Origin of the sequence: Hymenobacter rubidus (assembly GCF_016734815.1) — a bacterium.
Lineage (GTDB): Bacteria > Bacteroidota > Bacteroidia > Cytophagales > Hymenobacteraceae > Hymenobacter > Hymenobacter rubidus.
The window spans coordinates 49,277-71,164 of the sequence record NZ_JAERQF010000007.1 but is presented as its reverse complement, the minus strand read 5'-3'; the positions used below and the strand labels follow the sequence as shown (position 1 = coordinate 71,164).

The following is a 21,888-nucleotide window of genomic DNA, read 5'->3' as shown; positions in this document are numbered from 1 at the left end:
GACCGGCAATCAGCAAATGCAGACTAACAACTGACAACGAATAACTAACAACTAAACTCATGGCTTCTTTCGATTCAACCGAACACCCGCACCGCCGTTTCAACGCCCTGGCCGGCGAATGGGTCTTGGTGTCGCCGCACCGCTCCAAGCGCCCCTGGCAGGGCCAGCAGGAGGAGACCGAGCAGGACAACCGGCCCGCCTACGACCCCACTTGCTACCTCTGCCCCGGCAACACCCGCGTAGGCGGCGAAGTGAACCCCAAGTACACGGATACTTTTGTTTTTAATAATGACTTCGGCGCGCTGACGGCCGACGTGCCCACCGGCGGCATCAACGAAGGCGGCCTGCTGCGGGCCGAGGCCGAGTCGGGCGTGTGCCGCGTCATCTGCTTCTCGCCGCGCCACGACCTCACGCTGCCCCAAATGACCACGCCCGCCATCCGCAAAGTGGTGGATTTGTGGGTGACCGAATTCCAGACCCTCGGCGCCCGGCCGGACATCAACTACGTGCAGATTTTTGAGAACAAGGGCCCGATGATGGGCTGCTCGAACCCGCACCCGCACGGCCAGATTTGGGCCCAGCGCACCGTGCCCGGCGAGCCCGCCAAGGAAACGGTGCAGCAACTGGCCTATTTCCAGGAGCACGGCCGCACCCTGCTGGCCGATTACCTCAAAATCGAGCTGGAGAAAAAGGAGCGGGTGGTCATCGAAAACGCCCATTTTGTGGTGCTGGTGCCCTTTTGGGCCGTGTGGCCGTTCGAAACCATCGTCATCGCCCGCCGCCCGGTGCAGGACATTACCCAGCTGACGGACGAGGAGCGTGACGCCCTGGCCGACATCCTGCGCCGCCTCACCATCCGCTACGACAACCTGTTCAACATCAGCTTCCCGTACTCGGCCGGCCTGCACCAGCGCCCGACGGATGGCGATGAACACCCCGAATGGCACCTGCACATGCATTTCTACCCGCCGCTGCTGCGCTCGGCCACGGTGCGCAAGTTTATGGTGGGCTACGAAATGCTGGGCGACCCGCAGCGCGACATCACGCCGGAATTCAGCGCCGGGCGGCTACGGGAGCAGTCGGAAACGCATTACAAGGGCGTGCCGGCGGAGTAGCGGCGCGGCCGGGCGCTAGGCGCCAACCCAAGCACGTCATGCTGAGCGCAGCCGAAGCATCTCTACCGCAGCAGTAAATTCTGTCGATTGAATTACTCTTCGCGGTAGAGATGCTTCGGCTGCGCTCAGCATGACGGCCTTTTTGAATCTGCAAAAACCCACCCCATGCCCCACCATTACCGCGCGCTTGGCACCCTGCTAACCGGCCTCGCGCTGCTGAGCGCCCCCGCCGCCTCAGCCCAGAAAGCCCCTAAGGCTACTAAAGCCACCGTTGCCACCACGACTGCCCCCGACTACTTCCCGGCGGCCGACATGATGACCATCGGCGTGTATTATTACCCCGAGGCGTGGCCGGAAAGCCAGTGGGCGCGCGACTTCGCCAACATGCGCAAGCTGGGGTTGGAATTTGTGCACATGGGCGAGTTTGCCTGGGGCCTTTACGAGCCCGCAGAAGGCAAATACACGCTTGATTGGCTGGAGCGGGCGGTTAGCCTGGCCAGCAAAGCCGGCCTGAAAGTGGTGCTGTGCACGCCCAGCGCCACCCCGCCGGTGTGGCTGGCCGAAAACCATCCCGAAATCCTGATGGTGGACGCACAGGGCCGCCGCCAGCAGCACGGCGCCCGCCAGCAGGGCAACTGGAGCTCGCCGGTATTCCGGCAGTACGTGGCCAAAATCAATGCCCAACTGGCCCAGCGCTTCGGCCAGAACCCGGCCGTGGTGGGCTGGCAGATTGACAACGAGCTAAGCCACTACGGCCGCCAGTTTTCGTACGATGATTTCAGTAAAGCCAAATTTCAGGCTTGGCTCAAGCAGAAATACGGCACCATCTCCAACCTGAACCGCGACTGGGGCAACACCTTCTGGTCGCAGCTCTACCAGAATTTTGAGCAGGTCCGCATTCCCAACCAGGCCGAGTTGGTGGCCGACCCCAACCCGCACGCCCTGCTCGATTTCGAGCGCTTTTTTGCCGATGAGGCCGCCGACTACATCCGCGACCAGGCCACCACGCTGCGCCAATACGCTAAAAACCAATGGGTAACCACCAACCACATGGCCACCCACCGCGACATCAACCCCGCCCTGTCGCGCCAGGACATGGACCTCGTAACCTGGACTGTGTATCCGGTGCACGGGGAAATATTTCCCCAAAACGGCCCGCTGGCCTACCGGCTGGGCAATGGCTCGATGCTGGGCTTCATGCACGATTTCATGCGCCCGCTCAACGGCAACGAGGGCATCATGGAGCTACAGCCGGGGCAGGTGAACTGGGGCGACATCAACCCGCAGCCGCTGCCCGGCGCGGTGCACATGTGGTTGATGCACAGCTTTGGCTCTGGCGCGAAGCTGATTTGCTCGTACCGTTACCGCCAGCCCCGCGCCGGCAGCGAGCTGTACCACTACGGCTTCGTGGGGCCCGATGGCGTGACGCCCCTGCCCGGCGGCCTCGAATACGCACAGGCCATGCAGGAAATCAACCAGCTGCGGAAGCTGCGCAAGCCCAACGCCGCCATGCCGGCCCGCTACGCCGCTCGCCGCACCGCCGTGCTCTACAATTACGACAACCGCTACGACCTCGACAACCATCCGTCCACCACGCGCTGGAACACGATGGGGCACTTGTTCCGCTACTACGGAGCCCTCAAAACGATGGGTTGCCCGGTCGACGTCATTACCGAAGACCAAGATTTCAGTAAATACCCCTTCCTCGTAGCCCCCGCCTACCAACTGCTCGACAAGGCATTGGTAGACCGCTGGACCAGCTACGTGCAGAATGGCGGCCACCTCATCCTCACCGCCCGCACCGGCCAGAAAGACCGCCGCGGCATGCTCTGGGAAGGTCCCTGGGCCGCGCCCATCCTCGACCTAATAGGCGCAAAATTCAACGACCGGCCCTTCGACATGCTGCCTGGCCAGCTAACAGGCCAAGTCAATTTCAGCGGCAAGAACTACGGCTGGGGCTCCTGGGGCGAACTGCTGACGCCCAGCGCCAGCACCACCGCGCTGGCCAACTACGCCGACCAGTTCTACACCGGCACGCCGGCCGCCACCACCCGCAAGCTGGGCAAAGGCACCGTGACTTACGTGGGCGTAGAATCCCTGGCCGGCGACCTGGAGCGCGACGTGCTGCGCAGCGTGTATGCCGCCGCCAACGTGCCTGTCGAAAATCTAGCCGACCAATTCGTGGTGAACTGGCGCGATGGCTTCTGGGTAGCCACCAATTTCTCCTCCGAGAAGCAAACCGTGCCCGCTCCGGCCGGGGCTAAGCTGCTGGTCGGCACCCGCGAGGTGGCCCCCGGCGGCGTGGCCGTGTGGCAGGAGTAGGGGCAATGGGCCTGTAAAAAGCACGGTCCGTTCTTGCGCTGACAGGCGGAGTACCCCGAAATTCCATTTCGGCCCGCATGGTCAGCCGCGCGGGCCGAAATGGAATTTCGGGGTACTCCGCCTGGTGCTTCACGCGCTGGCGCCAGCCGCTGCTAAACAATTGTTAGGCATAGCGAACTTCTGCTTTACTTTTGGTATCTCACCCACCAACCATTCCCGCATCTTGACTCAAAAACGTGCTTCCATTTCGGACATCGCCAAGGAGTTGAACCTTGCGGTTTCCACTGTTTCGCGGGCCTTGAGCGGCCATGCGCGCATCAGCGAAAGCACCCGACAGCGGGTGTGGAAACTGGCCGAGGAGCTCAACTACCAACCCAACCACCTGGCCGCCGCCCTGCGCAAAGGGCGCAGCAACACGCTCGGCGTCATTGTGCCCCACATCGATGGCCACTTTTTTTCGCAGGTGATGAAAGGGGCCGAGGCCGTGGCTAACCGTGCGGGTTTCAACGTGTTGCTGTGCCAATCGAACGAAGACTACGAGCAGGAGCAGAAGAATGTGGACACGATGATAAACGCGCAGGTCGATGGCGTGCTGGTATCGGTGTCGCGCTCGACGCACGATTTCAAGCATTTCGACAAAATCACTAAGCGCGACATTCCGCTGGTTTTTTTCGACCGCATTGTCGACAGCCCGGCGTTCAACGCGGTGGAGCTCGACGACTTCCAGGGCGGCTACCAGTCCACGAAGCACCTGCTGGAGCAGGGCTGCCGGCGCATTGCGCACTTTGGTGGCCCCCAGCACCTCCAGATTTACATCAACCGCTTCGGCGGCTACCGCGAGGCCTTGCGCGAATACGGCCTGCCGGTGGAGGATGAGCTGGTGATTTTCAGTGATATGTGGCAGGAAGATGGCGACGTGGGCATGAAGCAGCTGCTGGCCCTGCCCAACCCGCCCGACGCCGTGTTTTCGGCCAGCGACTTCACCATTGTAGGCGCCATGCTGGTGCTCAAGGAGCGGGGTCTGCGCATTCCGCAGGATGTGGCCCTGGCCGGCTTCAGCAACGAAAGCTTCTGCTCCCTCACCGAGCCCCGGCTGACTTCCGTGGACCAGTGCTGCGAGCCCATGGGCCGCGCGGCCATGCAAATGCTGCTGGAAATGGTGCACGAGCAAGGCCCCGCCGCCCAGCCCCGCAAAGTGGTGGTGCAACCCACGCTGATGACCCGCGAATCGTCGCGGGCCGGGCGGGCGGGGAGTTGAGAGCAGTAATGGTAAGCTCATTACCAGAACGTCATGCTGAGCGCAGCCGAAGCATCTCGCGTGCAGTAGTAATCAATGCTATTGCAACGAGTGCAACGAGCCGAGCGAGATGCTTCGGCTGCGCTCAGCATGACGTTCTACTAAAGTGAATCATTCAAGATTTTCCTCATCCACGCACAGGAAGTCAGCTAATTCCTGCTGATTTTTGTGGTCTGATTTCGCCCTGCTGCTTGTGCTGTGAGAGACTACCTGCTGTTTGTTGATACCGAAACGTCGGGCATTCCACGCGACTGGAACAAGCCGTATTCCAGCCGCAACAACTGGCCGCACATCGCCCAATTGGCCTGGGTCGTGTGCACGCCCGACGGCCGGGAAGTGAAGGTGGAAAACCACTACATCCAGCCCAACGACTACGACATGGACCCGGAAGCGGGCAGCGTACACGGCCTGACGCTGGATTTTTTGCGCGAAAACGGCGAGTCGCGCCATGCCGTGATGCAACTTCTGCACCGCGACCTGCTTCGCTACAAGCCCTTGGTGGTGGCGCACTTCATGCAGCTCGATTTCCACATGGTGGGCGTCGGTTTCCACCGCGCCGGCCTCACCAACCCCATGCTGGGCCTGCCGGTGTTCTGCACCATGCGCGCCACCGGCCCGCTGTTGCGCCATTCCACCCAAGGCTTCCTGCGCCTAGGCGACCTTTACCAGCGGCTGTTTCACAAAACGCTGGAAAACGCCCACGATGCGCTGGTGGATGCTCGCGCCGCCGCCCGCTGTTTTTTCGAAATGCTCCGCCAGGGCACCATCACAGAGGAAACGATGGCCAGCCAGGGCCCGCCGGTGGGCCTGCAGCAACCGATGACGGCCGCCCGCAAGCTCCAGATTGGCGTGGCCCCGTGGCTGGTAGTAGGTGGGGTGCTGCTGGTGCTGCTGGCGTTTCTGCTGATTGCGTGAGGGGGCGGTAATGGCTGTCATGCTGAGCGCAGCGAAGGACCTTATCACCCTCGCGCCATTGAATTTGCTGTGTACTTCGGTGATAAGGTCCTTCGCTGCGCTCAGCATGACAGACAAGCTCAAGTAACTTTACTCGCCCACTGCCTGCCCGTTTCTCATGAGCGAAAAACTCGATTTTCTCCGCACCGTCACACCCTTCAACCGCCTGCCCGCCGAGGTGCTGGCCGAAGTAGCCGAGGGCCTGGAAGAAGTGCGCCATCCGCGCGAGGCCATCATCTACTACCAGGATGCGACCAAGCTGCGCGGGCTCGACATCATTGTGGAGGGCGAATACGAAACGTTTTTCTACGACAGCCAGCAGAACCGCCGCGTGATTGAGCAGACCCGGCGCGGCGAATGCTACGGTGGCATCTCGCTGCTGCTGAATAAGAAACGCTCGCTGCGCACGGTGGTGGCCCGCAAGGATACCCGCGTGTACTTCCTGCACCGGCGCGAGTTTCTGGCTTTGTGCCAAGCCTACGACGACTTTTTTCACTTCTTCACGGCGCGCTACGGCCAGCGCATGCTGAATGAGGAGTACGCCCACTTTGTGCGGCCCGCCACCAGCGCCGGCCAAAGCTACCTGGCCTCGGACCAGCTGTTTTCGCGCCGCATCGAGACGCTGGAGCTACGCCCCGTGGTGCTGTGCGCGGCCTACACGCCCATTTTTGACGTGGCGCAGCGCATGGCCGCCGCCCGCACCAGCTGCTACTTCATCACCAGCGCCGACGAAAACGGCCACGTCATCGGCTACGTGACCGACATCACGCTGCGCGACAAAGTGGTGGCCCTGCGCGCCGACGCCAGCCAGCCCGTGGGCACCATCGTGGATGCGCCGGTGGTGAGCATCAGCTCGCGGGCGTTTGTGTACGAGGCCATTCTGCTGATGTTCAGGACCAAGACGCGCTACCTGCTGGTGGAAACAGACGGCGAATACGTGGGCTTCCTGAGCCGCAACAAGCTGCTGACCGACGACCAGGCGCAGTCGCCGTTCATCTTCATTCAGTCGGTGAAGCAGGCCCAGGCCGTGCCCGAGCTGAAGCGCCGCTGGGAGCAGGTGCCCGAAATGGTGTACCAGCTGCTGGACCGCGGCGTGAAGCCCGAAATCGTGAACCAGGTCATCACCACCGTCTCCGATACCATTGCCATCAAGCTGATTGAGGGCGCCATTGCCGAGCTGGGCCCGCCGCCGGCCAAGTTCGTGTACATGGTGCTGGGCAGTGAGGGCCGCAAGGAGCAAACCCTGCTCACGGACCAGGACAACGCCATTATTTACGAAGACAAGGCCAACGAGCAGCGCGAATTGGTGCGCGACTACTTCCTGAAATTTGCCGAAATGGTGAGCGACCAGCTCAACGAAATCGGCTTCAGCTACTGCGAGGGCGGCTTCATGGCCAAGAACCCAAAGTGGACGCATTCGCTCTCGCACTGGAAGCGCAACTACGTGGAGTGGATGACCGACTCGAACCCCGAAACGGGCATGCAGTTCGCCGCCTCGTTCGACTGCCGCTACCTCTACGGCGACGCCACCATCATGGACGAACTGCACGAGTTTCTGGCCGTGGAGCTGCAAAAGCCAGTGGACCGCTTCTTCCATTACATGGCCGTGAACGCGCTGCAATATGAGCCGCCGCTCACGTTTTTCCGCAACATCCGCACCTTCGCCCACGGCTCGCAGCAGGTGTTCAACCTCAAGAAAACCATGTCGCCCATTGTGGACCTAGTACGCATGTATGCCCTCAAGCACCGCATTTTCGCCACCAATACCGGCGAGCGGCTGGAAATCCTCAAAACCCTGGGCGTGTTCACCGAAAGCGAGGCGCAGGAGCTGCTGCAGTCCTACTATTACCTCATGGGCGTGCGCCTCAAAAAGCAGGCCGTGCAGATTATCCGCGACAACGTGATGCCGGATAACTACCTCGACCCCAAAACGCTGACCAAGGTTGAGCAGGTGACCTTGAAAGAGATTTTCAAGGTAATTGCCGACTTTCAGCTGAAGATTAAAGTCGGGTTTACGAAGTCGCTGGGATAGCAGCACTAGTACCGCGAAATTTCGAAGCTGTTTAGAAAGGCTGATTTGCCTACACGTCTGTCATCCTGAGCGCAGCGAAGGACCTTATCACGTCAGAACAACGCCTATTCTGACGTGATAAGGTCCTTCGCTGCGCTCAGGATGACAACGATTTTGACTTTCTAAACAGCTTCTTCATTTCGCCTCGCATCAGCATAAACCAGACGCGAGGCGAAATGAAATTTCGCGGTACTGGTGCTATTTGCGCATTTCCTGGCGCCGCATGGGCATCTTGTCGACGATGTTGAACAAGGCGGCGAGCGGAATGGGGCGACTGCTTTTCTCTTTCACGCCGCCGTCTTTGCCGATGAGGACGACGGCGAATGACTGTTGCTTCAGGCCCATTTGTTGCGCCAGAAACTGTTTGTCGGTCGCTGAGAGCTGGTCGTAGAGTGCTTCTACGACCAGAAAGTCCCGCTCAGCCAGGCCCGCTTTGTCGGTGGCCAGCAACGCCTTTTGGGTCCTGAATTCGGACTGCTCTGCAGTGGGGGCGGCAATAAGCAGCACCCGTTTCTTCCAGTGACTGGCGCGCAGGGTTTGTTCCAGAGACACGGGTTTGAGGGTTTGGGCGGTGAGCACGCTCAGGCAGAGAACCAGTGCGAGAAGGGGGACGCTTTTCATGCCTTGATATACGAGGGGATGCGAAAGTGGCGGCGCGTGCATCCGCCGTTACTTCAACCGGCTGAACTCGAACCCCCGTAAGTTTGCACTCCTCGCTATTCCCACCGCACCTTGCCTATGAAATCCACCATCCTCGCTACCAGCTTCGTGCTCACGCTGGGCCTACTCAATGCCTGCCAGACGCCGAAGCCCGCCGTGACAACCATTGCCCCCATCCCCGCCGTGCAAAATCCCATCTGGCAATCCGACGCCTACTCGCTTTACCGCGATAAAGTGGTGCAGGGCAAGTACGAAGCCCGCGCCCTGTCCAACACCGAGTTGGTTTCCAACTACGTGAGCCCCGCCAACGACCAGCAGAGTCCGCGCGTCGAGTTCAAGTTCAGCATCAATGGCAAGGACAACGAAATGGCGCCCGGCCTCAACCACCTGCTGCTGGCCGTGCCCCGGCCGGGCGGTGGCGCAATCGAAACGCCGCCCATCGTGTTTGGCCAGCGCTACGAAGACACCACACCCGCCACCTCCACCACCTACCTGGCCCCCAATACGTCGGTAAAAATCCGGCTCGATTTGCGGCCGGTGCTGGCGGCGTTCAAGAAGCAGGGATTCTACACCACGTTCAAGGGCGAGAAGCTGTATCAGCAGGATTTCAAGCACGTGTACGTGGCCGGCGGCACAGCCCCGCTGAGCTGGGATTTCGACAACCTGACCAACAAGCCCGAACTGGAACTGAAAGACCCAGACGGCGACGGCATCTACGAAGCGACGCTAACCCTGAACCAGCCCGCCGCCGCCAAAACCACTGCCCAGCGCTGGAAAAAGAGCATCAACACCGACGATTTTCCGCAGTACAGCTCCGACTACCCGCTGGCCGATGCCCTCTACAACCTGGCCCTGGAGGAAGCCCGCCGCGCCGTGGAGCCCGACAGCACCTTCCGCACCGGCAAGGAGTGGGCCGGCGTCTGGACCCGCGACGTGAGCTACAGCATCATTCTGGCGCAGGCCACCCTGCAGCCCAAAGTGGCCATGAACAGCCTGCTGCGCAAGGTGAGCAAGGACGGCCGCATCATTCAGGACACCGGCACGGGCGGCGCCTACCCGTGCTCGACGGACCGCATTATCTGGGCCACGGCGGCGTGGGAAATCTACCAGGCCACCGGCGACGAAGCCTGGCTGCGCCGGGTGTACCCCATCATCAAGCAAAGCATTGCCGACGACGTGCAGAATGCTTACGACCCCGCCACCGGCCTGGTGCGCGGCGAGTCGTCGTTTCTGGACTGGCGCGAGCAGACTTACCCGCGCTGGATGCAGCCGGTTGACATTTACCAGTCCGAAAACCTGGGCACCAACGCCGTGCATTATCAGGCCAACATCGTGCTGGCCCAGATGGCCGCCCGGCTCGGCGACCCTGGCACCGCGGCCCAGCACAAGCGCCAGGCCGCAGTCATCAAAGATGCCATCAACGAGCACCTGTGGCTGGATTATCAGGGCTACTACGGCCAGTACCTCTACGGCCGCATTCACCTTGTACGCTCACCCAAAGCCGAGGCGCTGGGCGAAGCGCTGTGCGTACTCTTCGGTGTGGCCGAGGGCGAGCGGGCGCAGCAGGTGGTGAGCCGCACGCCCACCACGCCCTACGGCATTTCGTGCCTCTACCCCCAAATTCCGGGCATCCCGGCCTACCACAACGACGCCGTGTGGCCCTTCGTGCAAAGCTTTTGGGCGCTGGCGGCCGCCCGGGCCGGCAACGAAGCCTCGCTCACCGAGAGCATGGCCGCCATCTACCGGCCGGCGGCGCTGTTCCTCACCAACAAGGAGAACTTCGTGGCCCGCAACGGCGACTTTGCCGGCACCCAAATCAACTCCTCCAACATGCTCTGGAGCCTGTCGGGCAGCATGGGTTTGGTGTACAAGGTGCTGTTTGGGATGCAGTACGAGGGCGACCGGCTGGTGTTCCGGCCTTTCGTGCCGCAGGCGTTTGCGGGGCCGCGCCGCCTCACGGGCTTTAAGTACCGCAAGGCCGTGCTCGATATGGAAATGGATGGGTTCGGCAATGCCATCAAAAGCATCACGCTGGATGGCCAACCGCTGGCCGATGCCGCCATTCCGGCCAGTATGAGTGGGCGGCACGCGGTGAAAATTGTGCTCAGCAGCGAGGCCCCGGCCGCGCAACCTGTCAACCGTGTGGCCGATGCCGTGGCGCCCGAAACGCCGACGGTCACTTATAGGGAAGGAGCATTGCATTGGGCCCCGATTGCAGGAGCCATTTCTTATTCAATCTTGCGGAACGGCCAGTTGCTTGGCGTCGACACCGAAAATGCGGCGAGCCTGAGCTTCCCTGTTACTACCTCAGATGGAGATAGCGAGTATCAGGTCATTGCCAAGGGACAGCAGGGATTGGAATCCTTCGCCAGCGAGCCCATAACAGTTGGGTCCGGCCCGGTAGCTGAACGCCTTGTGCAGCTCGAAACCGTAGCTCCCAAAGCCCCGCAGCCCTACAAAGGCTATTCCGGCAAGGGTTTCGTCGAAATCAGTACCAGCCGCAACACCGGCATTACCATCCCCGTCACCGTGCCCGAAGCTGGCCTCTACGCCCTCGATTTCCGCTACGCCAACGGCAACGGCCCCATCAACACCAACAACCGCTGCGCCATCCGCACGCTGCGGCGCGGTGCCGAGTTGCTGGGCACCGTGGTGCTGCCCCAGCGCGGCGTGGAGGAATGGAGCAACTGGGGCTTCTCGAACCCCATCCTCGTGCGCCTCGAAAAAGGCACCCAGCGCCTCACGTTGGCCTACGAGCCCGCCAACCAGAACATGAACGGCGAGGTGAACCAGGCCATGCTGGACTACCTGCGCGTGCGGCGGGCGGAGTAGGGGCGGGCGCCACCGGAGAAGATGAAGCTGTTTAGGAAATGAAGACCGATGTCATCCTGAGCGTAGCGAAGGACCTTACCCCAACGGAACGGCGATTATGCAGGCGTGAGAAGGGCCTTTGCTGCGCTCCGGATGACCGATAGGCACCCGAGGACGACTAACTCAAACAGCTTCGATTACTGATTCTAATGCAAGTCAGCAAGGACCTATTCGACTAGTCAACCCAAATCATGAACCATTCAAAGGACGCCTTGGCCTACATAAAGGCTATCCGCCTCCTCAACACGCCCGACGGCGGCTGCACATTCGAAACCGGCCGCTTGCCAACCGGCACGCACCTGGCCGTGAGCTACTGCTTTGCGGAAACGCACGACACTTACGAAAACCTGCCGCACGCCGCCCCGCGCACGCAGTACGTCGTCACGCTACGGGGCAAGCTGCGCTTCACCGTCAGCAGCGGCGAAACGTTCATTGTCGAGCCGGGCATCATCCTTATTGCGAAGGATATAAAGGGCCCCGGCCACACCTGGGACCTGATTGAGGGCGACGTGTGGGAGCGGCTCTACCTGCCCTTCGCACCGGAAGCCGACGACCAGTTCATCGCCGACGAGCCAGCAGCCCGTGCCCGCTAAGTCCAACCAAACAGGCCGTTGTGCTTCGACTGCGCGAAGGCCGGACAAGTTGACGTTCTTGACTTTGAGTCCTGTTTCGGTTCTACTCCGGCTTCTCGTTGAAATCCACTTTCGTATTCTTGTTAATCGAGATGAACACGCCCACAAACAGCATGCGGGGCGCGGGCGGCGTCACGGCCACGCTGCGGAGCTGGCCGCTGGCGTCGGGCTGGCCGGCGAAGGTATAGCCATAGATGTTCTGGCGGCCCAGGACGTTGGAGGCCGACACGTAGACGATGGTGAACTGGCCAAACCAGTGGGTGAGGTAGCTCGCGTTCAAACTCAGGTCCTGGTAGGTGGGCAGGCGGCCCTGGTTGTAGCCGGGCAGGTTGGGGTCGTTGTAGGCGCGGGGCGAGCCATAGCTGTAGGTGAAGCCCACCTGGGTGTGGATGCCCTGCAGCCAGTACTTGCCCACCACGCTCAGGTTGTGCCGGGCCGCGAAGGTGGGCACGGCCATCGTGGGGTCGGCGCGGAACTGGCGGCGCGTGTCCAGCCAGCCGTAGCTTACCCAGTAATCGGCCTTTTTGAAGCTGGTGCGGTCGCGCCACAGCACGTCGAGGCCCCGCGCATACCCGCCGCCGTTGTTCCGATAGGTGGTCGGGTTGTAGAGGTTGGCCGCGTCGAAGGTGGTGAGCTGGGCGTAGTTCTTCTGGTAGATTTCGGCCCGCAGCGTGCGGTCCTTCACCATACGCTGGTAGGTCAGCAGGTAGTGCTCGGCCCGCTCAAACTGCAAAGCGTGGCTGATGCGAAGCAGGTCGGTGGTGGGCGACTGGTAGAAGTAGCCCCAGGCGGCGGAGAGCTGGCTATTCTCGCCGGTTTTGTAGGCCAGGCCCAGGCGCGGGGCGGCATTGAAGCGGCCCAGCGCCGCCGAGTATTCGGTGCGCAGCCCGGCCCGGCCGGCCAGCTTGTTGGTGAGCACCAGCTCGCTTTCGGCAAAGGCGGCGGCGCGTTGCTCGTCCACGCCCAGGCGCAGCGCCGGCGCTTCGGCCGAGGACTGGTACTGCTGGCGGTAGCGCTGGGCGTAGCCTTCGAGGCCCATTTTGAGGTTGAACCAGGTGCTGGCCGAGTCGTTGGTGAGCACCAGCCGGGCCACGGCCGAGCGGTCAAGGTCGTGCACGGACTGCACATCGGGTTGGATGCGGTTGTCGTCCTGGGTCAGGGCCAGGCCGGTGTTCAGGCTCCAGCCGCGCCGCAGCGGGGCACGGTAGCTGGTGTTGAGGTAAAGGTTATCGTTGGCCAGCTCAACGGGGTGGCCGGTGGCTTCAAATTCGGGGTTGGCGTCGGGCTGGCGCAGGGCCAGGCGCTGGCGGCTGTAGGTGCCGTACACTTTCAGCATGCCGGCCTCCCCAACTTTGTGGGCCAGCTTGAGGGAGCCGCCCAACTGCAGGGGAGCTTTTTCCCAACTCAGAGTTTGGGGAACGAGGTTGTAATAAGGCGCCAGGTTGGTGTAGTCGGCCGTGAGGGCCAGGCTGGTGCGGTCCCAGCGCTTGGTGCGGGCCAGGCTGCCGCCCACGCTCATCACCGAAACGCTGGTCTGGGTTTCGGGGGCGAGGTCGGTCGAGTTCAGGGCCACCACGGCGCTCAGGGCCTGCCCGTACTCGGCCGAGTAGCCGCCCGTGCTGAACACCGTGCCCTTGAACAGGAAGGGCGAAAACCGGCCCCGCGCCGCCACATTCGGCACCGCGCCGCCGTAGGGCGTTTGCACGGGCAGGCCGTCGAGGTAGGTTTTGGTTTCCGAGGCCGCCCCGCCGCGCACGAAGAGCTGGCCGGTTTCGCCGTTGCGGGTGGTGCCGGGCAGCGCGTTCAACGCCCCGGCAATGTCGCCCAAGGCCCCGGCCGTGGTCACAATGTCCAGGGGTTTGAGCACGGCGGCGCGCTTGTCGTCGCTGGCCTCAAAGGCGCCCGCCGTTACCACCACGTCGCCGAGGGCGGCGCGGCTGGCTTTCAGTTTCAGGTCGGGCAGGTGGATGGGGCCTTCGCCTAGGGTCACCAGCGTTTCCTGCGGCTCGTAGCCAACGAAGGTGGCCACCAGCACGGCGGGCCCGGCGACGTGGTCGGAGCGGAAGTCGAAGCGGCCCAGCGAGTCGGTGCTGGCCCCGTCAAAGGTCGTTTTCAGAAACACGTTCACGCCCGGCAGGGGCTGGCCGGCGGCGTCGCGCACGGTGCCGGTGAGGTGGGTTGGTGAGTTGGTGGATTGGTGAGTTTCGGCGGGAGCGGTTTGGGCCTGAGCGTTGGCGGCGCTCAGCAGCAGGAGCAGCGGGAGTAGGGCAGTTTTCATCGGGAGCCAGCGGTTGGTTGAGGGCTCAAAGGTGCCGGGCGGGCCGGGCGGCCGGAAATGGCGCTTGCTGAAGCGTCGGATGAAGCGGATGAAGCGTCGAAAACCGGGACGAGTCGGGCGGCGAGAACGTCATGCGGAGCGCAGCCGAAGCATCTCGCGTGCAACCACTCATCCTGTTGATTGCGTTACTACCACATGCGATATACTTCGTCTCTGCTTGATGCGCCGAATGCTCTGCTTGACGTTCTATTATCCTCGCTTCCTACCTCCTTTCTCCTTCCTATGATGCGCTTCCGCACCGCCCTCACCTACCTCGTGCTGCTGCCCTTGAGCGCCTGCACCAAGTCGTGCAACGACTACGACAACAATGAGGAATTTGCCCGCGCCAAGCTCCCCGCCTACACCGAAACCGGGGCCAATACCCTGGGCTGCCAGCTGGGTTCGCAAACGTGGACGGTGCTGGGCCACTATAACAGCGGGCTGAACTACGGGGGGCGCTGGCAGCCCAATCACCTGGAGGCAGGTGCCGGCACCTATTCGGGCATCACCCAGCTCAGCTTCGCGGGCCGCATGACGGGCGTGCGCAGCTCCAAGGAATTCTACGACGCGCAAATCCAGCTGGCCTTCCGGCTCACCGATACGCTGGGCGGGCTGCGCCTGCTCGGGGCCGATACCACCCGCACCCCCGGCACGGCCGAGTTTATGACGGCAACCAACCACGTCGAAAACCGTGAGTACAAAAGCAGCCCCCGCCACCCGGTGCGCCTGCTCATTCGCAAGCTGAATAAGCAGCAGCGCATCGTCAGCGGTACGTTTTCGGGGATGCTTTACCAGTACCAAGGCCCCGACTCGCTGGCGGTGACCGATGGCCGGTTTGATGTGCGGTATTAGCGCGGGTTGGGCATTTACAGCCGTTTCGACGTCAGTGTACGTGCGGTCAGTAGCGCGAACGTTGTCGTTCGCGTGCCAGAACGAGCTAGCGGCGCGGGGGCGCGAACGACAACGTTCGCGCTACTCTACACCAACTCCGACACCGCGCTAGCGTATGGAAATCAGTTGAACGCCATGCGCGGCAGAGCCGATGCGCTACGGCCGGGCGGCTCCGCACCGCCCGACGTTTTCGGCGCATTCCCTGCCCGCTTCACCACCGCAGAAACCCCCGCCGGGCCCCATCCTTACGGCCGGCTTTGCGTATGGCTACGCTGATTGGGTATTCGCCAGTTGATGTTGCCCGGCACCGGGCGGCTTGCTGGGTGCGCCCGGCGTTCATCAAAGCCCCATTAAGTACCTGCCACCTTCGCGGCAGCTTCCCGCGCTTCCTTATCTATATCCATGGCTGATTTTCCGGCATCCATCGATTACCAGGACCTCTTTCGCTCCCTGCCCGGCTCTTACCTGCTGCTAGCGCCCGATGGCACGGTGCTCGACAACTCCAACGACCACGTGACGGTTTCGCTGCTGCCACGGGCCCAGGCCGTGGGCCGCGACATTTTCGACGCCTATCCCTCGGCCCCCGAAAGCCAGCGCGACCTGGCCGCCTCGCACGAGCAGGTGCGCCGCACCCTGCGCCCCGACACCATGCCCCTGCTGCGCTACGACTTGGAACGCCCCGCCGAATTGGGCGGCGGCACCGAGGAGCGCTACTGGCGCCTCACGCATTACCCCATTCTGGACGCTGCAGGCCAGCTGCAATTCATTCTGCAAATGCCGCAGGACGTGACCGCCGAGCACCGCGCCGCCGAGCAGGCCGCCCAGGCCCAGCAGGCCCTCGACGAGGCCCAGCAGCGCACCCAGTTCATCCTCGAAAGCCTGCCCGTGCTGGTGTGGACCAACCGCCCCGACGGCACCCCCGACTACTTCAACCAGCGCTGGCTGGACTTCACGGGCAAAACCCTGGCCGAGATGAAGGACATCGACTGGGCCGACCTCACCCATCCCGACGACCGGCCCGGTATGCTCCAGGGCTGGCAGCAGGCCCTGGCGGCGGGCACCCCGTTCCAGTACGAGTACCGCCTGCGCCGCCACGACGGCCAGTACCGCTGGCTGCTCATCCGGGCGTCGCCCCGGCGCGATGCCGCTGGCCGGATTAGCATGTGGGTGGGCGCGGCCAACGACATTCATGAGCAGCGCCAGATGGTGCAGGAGCTGCTGCAGGCCAACGAGCAGCAGGCCGCCCTTTCCGACCAAGCCTACCAGCTGTACCAGAAAGCCGAAAACCAGCGCGAAACCTACGAAAGCCTGTTCATGCAGGCTCCGGCGCTCATCTGCATCCTGCGCGGCCCGGCGTTTCGCTACGAGTTTGTGAACACGGCTTACCAGCAGCTGTTTCAGGGCCGGCAGCTCACCGGGCTCCCGGTGCTCGAAGCCCTGCCCGAGCTGCGCAACCAAGGCATTCAGGAGCTGCTCGAAAACGTGTACCGCACCGGCGAAACGTTTCACGGCAACGAAGTTCCCTTGCAGTTCCAACAGGCCGATGGCAGCGTCTACGACGGCTACTTCAACTTTTCCTACCAGCTGTTCCAAGAAAACGACCGGCCCGCCGGCATCATGGTCTTCGCCTTCGATGTCACCGATTTCGTGCGTGCCCGCCAGGCCCTGGAGCAGCTCCGCGAAAACGGCCCCGCCCCCGACGGCCCGTCCCTGGTTTGATTGTTGGGTAGCCCGCGCAACCACTTCGCCTTTTTCGGGCTCTTCAGTCGCCTGGCCTGCGGCCGCACCGGCCTTCATCACCCGTCTTTTCCCCTTGTATGCCGCTTACCTCTTTCGACTTTCAGCAGGCCCGCGTGAAGCAGGTGCTCTTTAAGTCGCGGCTGCGCTCCGTGCTCTACGGCGTGCGAGAGGCCGAATCCAGCCTTTTCTCGCCCGTCGATAATCCCTTGGGCCAGTGGCTGCACACCGTGTTGCAGCCCCAGCACGGTGCACACCCGGAAGTGCGCGAGCTCGACCGTACCGTGCAGCAAATGCTGCGCACGGGCCAGGACCTGGCCACCCGCTACCAGCGCGGCCACATCGAGGAAGCCCGCACCGGCCTCGACCAGATTAACTCCTTCGCCGACCGCATCGAAGTGCTGCTGCTTTCGCTCGAAGCCGCCCTGGGCACGGGGTAGTGCCACGGGTGGGTTGAGCTTGTTTGGGTGGGCCGCCCTATTTTTAGGCCCCGCTCCCGCTGGCCGGGGCGTTGGTTGTAGAAGTTTTGTTTGTTTTCAGCTTGTTTAAATGCCTGTTTCGCCTCTCCCCGTCGACTATCAGCGCTTGTTTCGCGCCCTGCCCGAAAACCTGCTGCTCATGGCCCCCGATGCCACCATCATCGACAATACGGACAGCCACGTTGCCGTTTCGCTGAAATCGCGCGAGGAAGCGGTGGGCAAAACCTTGTTCGAAGCCTATCCGTCGGTGGACCAGAACGAGGGCGACGTCATTTTTCAATCGCACGAGCACGTGCGGCGCTTCCGCGAGCCCCACACCATGCCCCTCATTCGCTACGACTTGGCCCTGCCCGCCGAGCAGGGCGGCGGCTTCGAGGAGCGGTACTGGCAGGCCACCCATTACCCCATTCTCGACGAGCAGGGCGAGCTGCAATACATTCTGCAACGCACCCAGAACGTGACCGACCAGCACCGCGCTGCCCTGCGCGCCGCCCAGGTACAAGGCGAGCTCGACGAAGCCCACGACCGCACCCGCTTCATTCTCGAAAACCTGCCGGTGCTCATCTGGACGGCCGACGCTGCGGGCCACCGCGACTATTTCAACTCGCGCTGGCTGGCCTTCACCGGCCGGCCAATGGACCAGCAAACCGGCTGGCAGTGGCTGGACGGCCTGCACCCGGAAGACCGGGACCGCGTGCGCGGCACCTGGCAACAGTCTGTGGCAACTGGCGACCCTTACCAGGTAGAGTACCGCCTGCGCCGCTCCGACGGCCAGTACCGCTGGATACTGGTGCGCGCCGTGCCCCGGCGCACCGCCACCGGCGAGATTAGCATGTGGGTGGGCGGCGCCACCGACATTCATGAGCAGCGCCAGATGGTGCAGGAGCTGCTGCAGGCCAACGAGCAGCAGGCCGCCCTTTCCGACCAAGCTTACCAGCTGTACCAGAAGGCCGAAAACCAGCGCGAAACCTACGAAAGCCTCTTCATGCAGGCCCCGGCTATGATTTGCATTCTGCGCGGCCCGGAGCACCGCTACGAGTTTGTGAACCCGCAGTACCAGCAGCTATTCCCGCACCGGGAACTGGTGGGCCGCACCGTGGCCGAGATTGTGCCCGAGGTGAAGGACCAGGGCATCATCGGCCTGCTGGACAAGGTGTACCAGACGGGCGAGACGTTCTACGGCAAGGAGCTGAAAATGCAGCTCGAGCGCGACGCGAGCGGCGTATTGCGCGACACCTATTTCAATTTCACTTACCAGCAGTTCCGCGAATACGGCCAACCGGCCGGAATTCTGGTCTTTGCTTTTGAAGTGACCGATTTTGTGCGGGCCCGCCTGGAGCTGGAACGGCTCCGCGATGCCGGCCCCGCCGCTAGTGCCGAGGTTTCGGCTTAAACCCCGCCTACCTTTGCTGCATTATCCGCCCTGCTCTTTTTAGCTTCTCGCATGCCGCTTACTTCTTTCGACTTTCAGCAGGCCCGCGTGAAGCAGGTACTCTTTAAGTCGCGGCTGCGCTCCGTGCTCTACGGCGTGCGCGAAGCCGAACCCGACCTTTTTTCCTACCCCGACAATCCGCTGGGGCAGTGGATTCAATCCGTGGCCAAGCCCGAACTGGGCAATGTCTCCGCCGTGCGCGAGCTGGAGCGCACCGTGCAGCAAATGCTGCGCACGGGCCAGGACCTGGCCACCCGCTACCAGCGCGGCCACATCGAGGAAGCCCGCACCGGCCTCGACCAGATTAACTCCTTCGCCGACCAGATTGAAAACCAGCTATTCAGCTTGGAAAACAGCCTCTAAGCTCCGGCTTTCGCGCTGCTATAGGTTGAACAATGCCGCTGCGTTGCGGGTGGTGGCTTCGGCCACTTCGGCTTCGGTTTTGCCCAGCAGCGCGGCCACCCGGCGCAGCACCAGCGGCAGGTAGGCCGGCTCGTTGCGCTTGCCCCGGTGCGGCACGGGCGCCAGGTAGGGGCAGTCGGTTTCCAGCAGCAGGTGTTCCAGGCCGATGCCCGGCAGCACCCGGTCGGCGCCGCCGTTCTTGAAGGTTGCCACCCCGCCAATGCCCAGCCGAAAGCCCAGCCGAATAGCCTGCTCCGCCTCTTCGGGCGTGCCCGAAAAGCAGTGAAACACCCCGCGCAGTGTGCCATCCTGCGCCGCTTCGACCAGGGCCACGGTTTCGGCAAAGGCCTCGCGGGTGTGCAGCACAATGGGCAATTGGTGCCTCTTGGCCATTGCCAGTTGAATTTTCAGGGCCTCCTGCTGCTCGGCCAGCAGGGTTTTGTCCCAATACAAGTCGAGTCCGGCCTCGCCCACGGCGGCAAAGGGGCGGCGCCCCAGCCAGGTTTCCACCTCGTACAGTTGCTGCTCGAAATCGCGCGTTACCGAGCACGGGTGCAGCCCCATCATGGCAAAGCAGGTTTCCGGGGCCTGCGCCTCCAGCTCCAGCATGGCGTCGATGCTGCTGTGGTCCACGTTGGGCATCACAATGGTGCGCACGCCGGCCTCCTGGGCACGGGTCAGCGCCTCCAGGCGGTCGGCCTTAAACTGTTCGGAGTAGAGGTGGGCGTGGGAATCGGTGAGATGCATATTGTGTAGGAGGGTTGAGTTTTGAGGGTTAAGTGTTGAATGGTGAACGAGCAAAAAAGCACGTCATGCTGAGCGGAGTCGAAGCATCTCTACCGTGCAACTAATCAGCTTTACTGCTGCGGTAGAGATATTTCGACTGCGCTCAGCATGACCGTTCTTTTGGCCACACTTAATCATACCGCCGCCCCTTCCACACCACCGGCCCGCCCACCAGCCGAAAACCCAGGATGCAAACCGTGAGCGCCAGTGTATACAGCTCAAACAGCGGCAGCAGCCACCACCGCAGCCGCAGGCCCGCCCAGCGGTGCGCAAAATAAGCCAGTACGCCCTGCACCACCACCTTTGCCCCCCAGATGCCCAGCGCCGGCCCGGCCCCGGCCAGCCACGCCACGCCCGCCAGCGCCGGCCAAAAACCGCTGAAAAACAGCAGTTCCAGCCGCAGGCGAAACGGCAGTCCTTCCACCCCGCGCAGCCAGCGGCGGCGTTGCCGCAGCAGGGCCGCCCAGGTGGGCACGGGCAAGGAATCGGCCCGCACTTCGGCATTGAACACCTGCCGAAAGTCGAAGCCAGCGGCCAGCACCGCCTGAAACAAGGCAAAATCTTCGGTCACGGAGAAGGGCAAGGCCTCGTAGCCGCCGGTGGCCTCGTAGGCCGCGCGGGTCACGAGCATGTTGTTGCCCATGGCCGTCACGGGGCGGCCCTGGTCGCTCACCACCTGCACCATGCTCAGCGACAACAACCAGTCGATGCCCTGCAAGTGGTGAAACAACTGCGGCCCGCGCACCGCCGTGATGCCCGTGACCGTGCCCACGCCCGGCACGGCCGGCGCCAGCAGGGCCGCAATCCAGCGGCGCGGCAGGCCGATGTCGGCATCAGTAATAAAGAAAAAGTCGGTGGTAGCCAGCCGCGCTAAGTGAGCCAGCACGTTGGCCTTGCCGCGTGCCAGGCCCCTGTTTTCGGTGATGGAAACAACCCGGAAGCGCCCGGCAAATCCCTGCATGGCGGCCTGCGCTACAGCGGCGGTGCGGTCGGTACTGGCATCGTCGCCCACCAGAATTTCCAGCAGCTCGGCTGGGTAGTCCAGCTGCCGCAAGCTGGCCAGGCAGCGCGGCAAGGCCCCTTCTTCGTTGCGGGCGGCAATCAGAATGCTCACCCGAGGCAAGGATACTGGGAGCGGTGCTCGGGCTTCGCGCCGGACCGCAAAGCGCCAGGCGGCGTAGGCCATGGCCAGCAACCACAGCCCCACAAACCCCAGCAGCCCGCCCATCCAATAGCCGTTCACAGGGTCAGAAACGCAAAGCCGCGCTCAGCAAAGTGCGCCAGCAGCCGGGGCAGCACGTAGCGCAGCCGCACACTGGCCTTGCGGCTGTCGTGAAAAACGAGGATGTCGCCGGGGCGCACGGCGGCCAGCGCAAAGCGCAGGCAGTCTTCGGGACGCAGGCCGGGGTCATAGTCCCGCGTCAGCACCGACCACATGATGAGCCGAAACTCGGGCCGCAGCAGTGGCAGCAGCGGCCAGGTAAGGCGGCCGTAGGGCGGCCGGAATAGCGGTTTTTCCAACGATGTGGGCGGTTCCTTCCTGAGCAGAAGCCCGTCCAGAACGGCCTGGCAATCGGCTGCTTCCTGCCGGTACTCGGCGCGGGCCGTGGCCCAGGCGCTGCGGTGGTGGTGGGTGTGGTTGCCGAGGCGGTGGCCGCCGGCCAGGGCCGCCAGGGCTATTTCGGGGTAGCGCTCCACATTCTGGCCCACGCAGAAAAACGTGGCTTTGGCGTTGAAAAGCGTCAGCTGCTCCAGCACCCAGGGCGTTTCTTCGGGAATGGGCCCGTCGTCGAAGGTAAGGTAGAGCACCGGCGCGCTGGCGGCGGTGTGGTGCGGGCCCGTCCATTCGCAGCCGGGCAGCAGGGCGTGCAGCAAGCGGGGCGGGCGGGTGAGCGCCGCCGCTTCGAACCGGGCCCGCATGG

17 protein-coding genes are annotated in these 21,888 nt (G+C 63.0%); 12 read left to right on the top strand and 5 right to left on the bottom strand.

What is annotated here, in order from left to right; translation table 11 throughout:
* Window positions 1-59: 59 nt before the first annotated feature.
* From JKL48_RS07265 to JKL48_RS07245, 5 genes are all read left to right on the top strand, one after another.
* The gene (locus JKL48_RS07265) at window positions 60-1,115 is read left to right on the top strand and encodes a UDP-glucose--hexose-1-phosphate uridylyltransferase (RefSeq protein ID WP_201980672.1); all 1,056 of its coding nucleotides are present in this window, start codon (window positions 60-62) and stop codon (window positions 1,113-1,115) included.
* 165 nt (window positions 1,116-1,280) lie between these two features.
* Complete coding sequence (locus tag JKL48_RS07260; RefSeq protein ID WP_201980669.1) at window positions 1,281-3,437, top strand: beta-galactosidase; 2,157 nt, start codon at window positions 1,281-1,283, stop codon at window positions 3,435-3,437.
* A gap of 223 nt (window positions 3,438-3,660) precedes the next feature.
* Window positions 3,661-4,695: a LacI family DNA-binding transcriptional regulator gene (locus JKL48_RS07255; RefSeq protein ID WP_201980667.1), complete on the top strand. Its 1,035-nt coding sequence runs from the start codon at window positions 3,661-3,663 to the stop codon at window positions 4,693-4,695.
* 237 nt (window positions 4,696-4,932) lie between these two features.
* A complete protein-coding gene (locus JKL48_RS07250; RefSeq protein WP_201980664.1) occupies window positions 4,933-5,649 on the top strand; it encodes a 3'-5' exonuclease in 717 nt (238 codons plus the stop codon).
* A 157-nt stretch (window positions 5,650-5,806) separates the two neighbouring features.
* Window positions 5,807-7,720 carry a DUF294 nucleotidyltransferase-like domain-containing protein gene (locus JKL48_RS07245; protein WP_201980663.1) on the top strand — a complete coding sequence of 638 codons (1,914 nt, stop codon included), beginning with the start codon at window positions 5,807-5,809 and terminating at the stop codon, window positions 7,718-7,720.
* A gap of 237 nt (window positions 7,721-7,957) precedes the next feature.
* Here JKL48_RS07245 and JKL48_RS07240 read toward each other — a convergent pair whose 3' ends face one another.
* A complete protein-coding gene (locus JKL48_RS07240; protein ID WP_201980650.1) occupies window positions 7,958-8,380 on the bottom strand; it encodes a DUF4174 domain-containing protein in 423 nt (140 codons plus the stop codon).
* Between the two features lie 117 nt (window positions 8,381-8,497).
* Here JKL48_RS07240 and JKL48_RS07235 point away from each other — a divergent pair, with 117 nt between their 5' ends.
* Entirely contained in the window at window positions 8,498-11,251 is a 2,754-nt protein-coding gene (locus JKL48_RS07235) for an MGH1-like glycoside hydrolase domain-containing protein (RefSeq protein WP_201980647.1), read from the top strand.
* Window positions 11,252-11,481: 230 nt separating this feature from the next.
* Window positions 11,482-11,883, top strand: coding sequence for a cupin domain-containing protein (locus JKL48_RS07230; protein ID WP_201980644.1), 402 nt, complete (start codon window positions 11,482-11,484; stop codon window positions 11,881-11,883).
* Window positions 11,884-11,965: 82 nt separating this feature from the next.
* On the opposite strand, the gene JKL48_RS07225 is transcribed toward JKL48_RS07230, so the two are convergent.
* A complete protein-coding gene (locus JKL48_RS07225) occupies window positions 11,966-14,200 on the bottom strand; it encodes a TonB-dependent receptor (protein ID WP_201980642.1) in 2,235 nt (744 codons plus the stop codon).
* Between the two features lie 282 nt (window positions 14,201-14,482).
* On the opposite strand from JKL48_RS07225, the gene JKL48_RS07220 reads away from it, so the two are divergent.
* From JKL48_RS07220 to JKL48_RS07200, 5 genes are all read left to right on the top strand, one after another.
* Entirely contained in the window at window positions 14,483-15,091 is a 609-nt protein-coding gene (locus JKL48_RS07220; protein ID WP_201980641.1) for a hypothetical protein, read from the top strand.
* A 441-nt stretch (window positions 15,092-15,532) separates the two neighbouring features.
* Window positions 15,533-16,849, top strand: coding sequence for a PAS domain-containing protein (locus tag JKL48_RS07215; protein ID WP_201980638.1), 1,317 nt, complete (start codon window positions 15,533-15,535; stop codon window positions 16,847-16,849).
* A 98-nt stretch (window positions 16,850-16,947) separates the two neighbouring features.
* Window positions 16,948-17,307, top strand: coding sequence for a hypothetical protein (locus JKL48_RS07210; protein ID WP_201980634.1), 360 nt, complete (start codon window positions 16,948-16,950; stop codon window positions 17,305-17,307).
* A 109-nt stretch (window positions 17,308-17,416) separates the two neighbouring features.
* Window positions 17,417-18,739: a PAS domain-containing protein gene (locus JKL48_RS07205; protein WP_201980631.1), complete on the top strand. Its 1,323-nt coding sequence runs from the start codon at window positions 17,417-17,419 to the stop codon at window positions 18,737-18,739.
* Between the two features lie 51 nt (window positions 18,740-18,790).
* Window positions 18,791-19,141, top strand: a complete 351-nt coding sequence (locus JKL48_RS07200) for a hypothetical protein (protein WP_201980627.1) — start codon at window positions 18,791-18,793, stop codon at window positions 19,139-19,141.
* Window positions 19,142-19,159: 18 nt separating this feature from the next.
* Here JKL48_RS07200 and JKL48_RS07195 read toward each other — a convergent pair whose 3' ends face one another.
* The 3 genes from JKL48_RS07195 to JKL48_RS07185 all read right to left on the bottom strand — a co-directional run bounded on the left by JKL48_RS07195 (window position 19,160) and on the right by JKL48_RS07185 (window position 21,886).
* Entirely contained in the window at window positions 19,160-19,927 is a 768-nt protein-coding gene (locus JKL48_RS07195; protein WP_201980625.1) for a TatD family hydrolase, read from the bottom strand.
* Window positions 19,928-20,096: 169 nt separating this feature from the next.
* Window positions 20,097-21,209 (bottom strand): glycosyltransferase, encoded by a 1,113-nt coding sequence (locus tag JKL48_RS07190; protein ID WP_201980622.1) that lies wholly within the window; start codon window positions 21,207-21,209, stop codon window positions 20,097-20,099.
* Window positions 21,206-21,886, bottom strand: coding sequence for a polysaccharide deacetylase family protein (locus tag JKL48_RS07185; protein ID WP_201980616.1), 681 nt, complete (start codon window positions 21,884-21,886; stop codon window positions 21,206-21,208). Before JKL48_RS07185 ends, JKL48_RS07190 begins: the two co-directional genes overlap by 4 nt.
* Window positions 21,887-21,888: the final 2 nt, after the last annotated feature.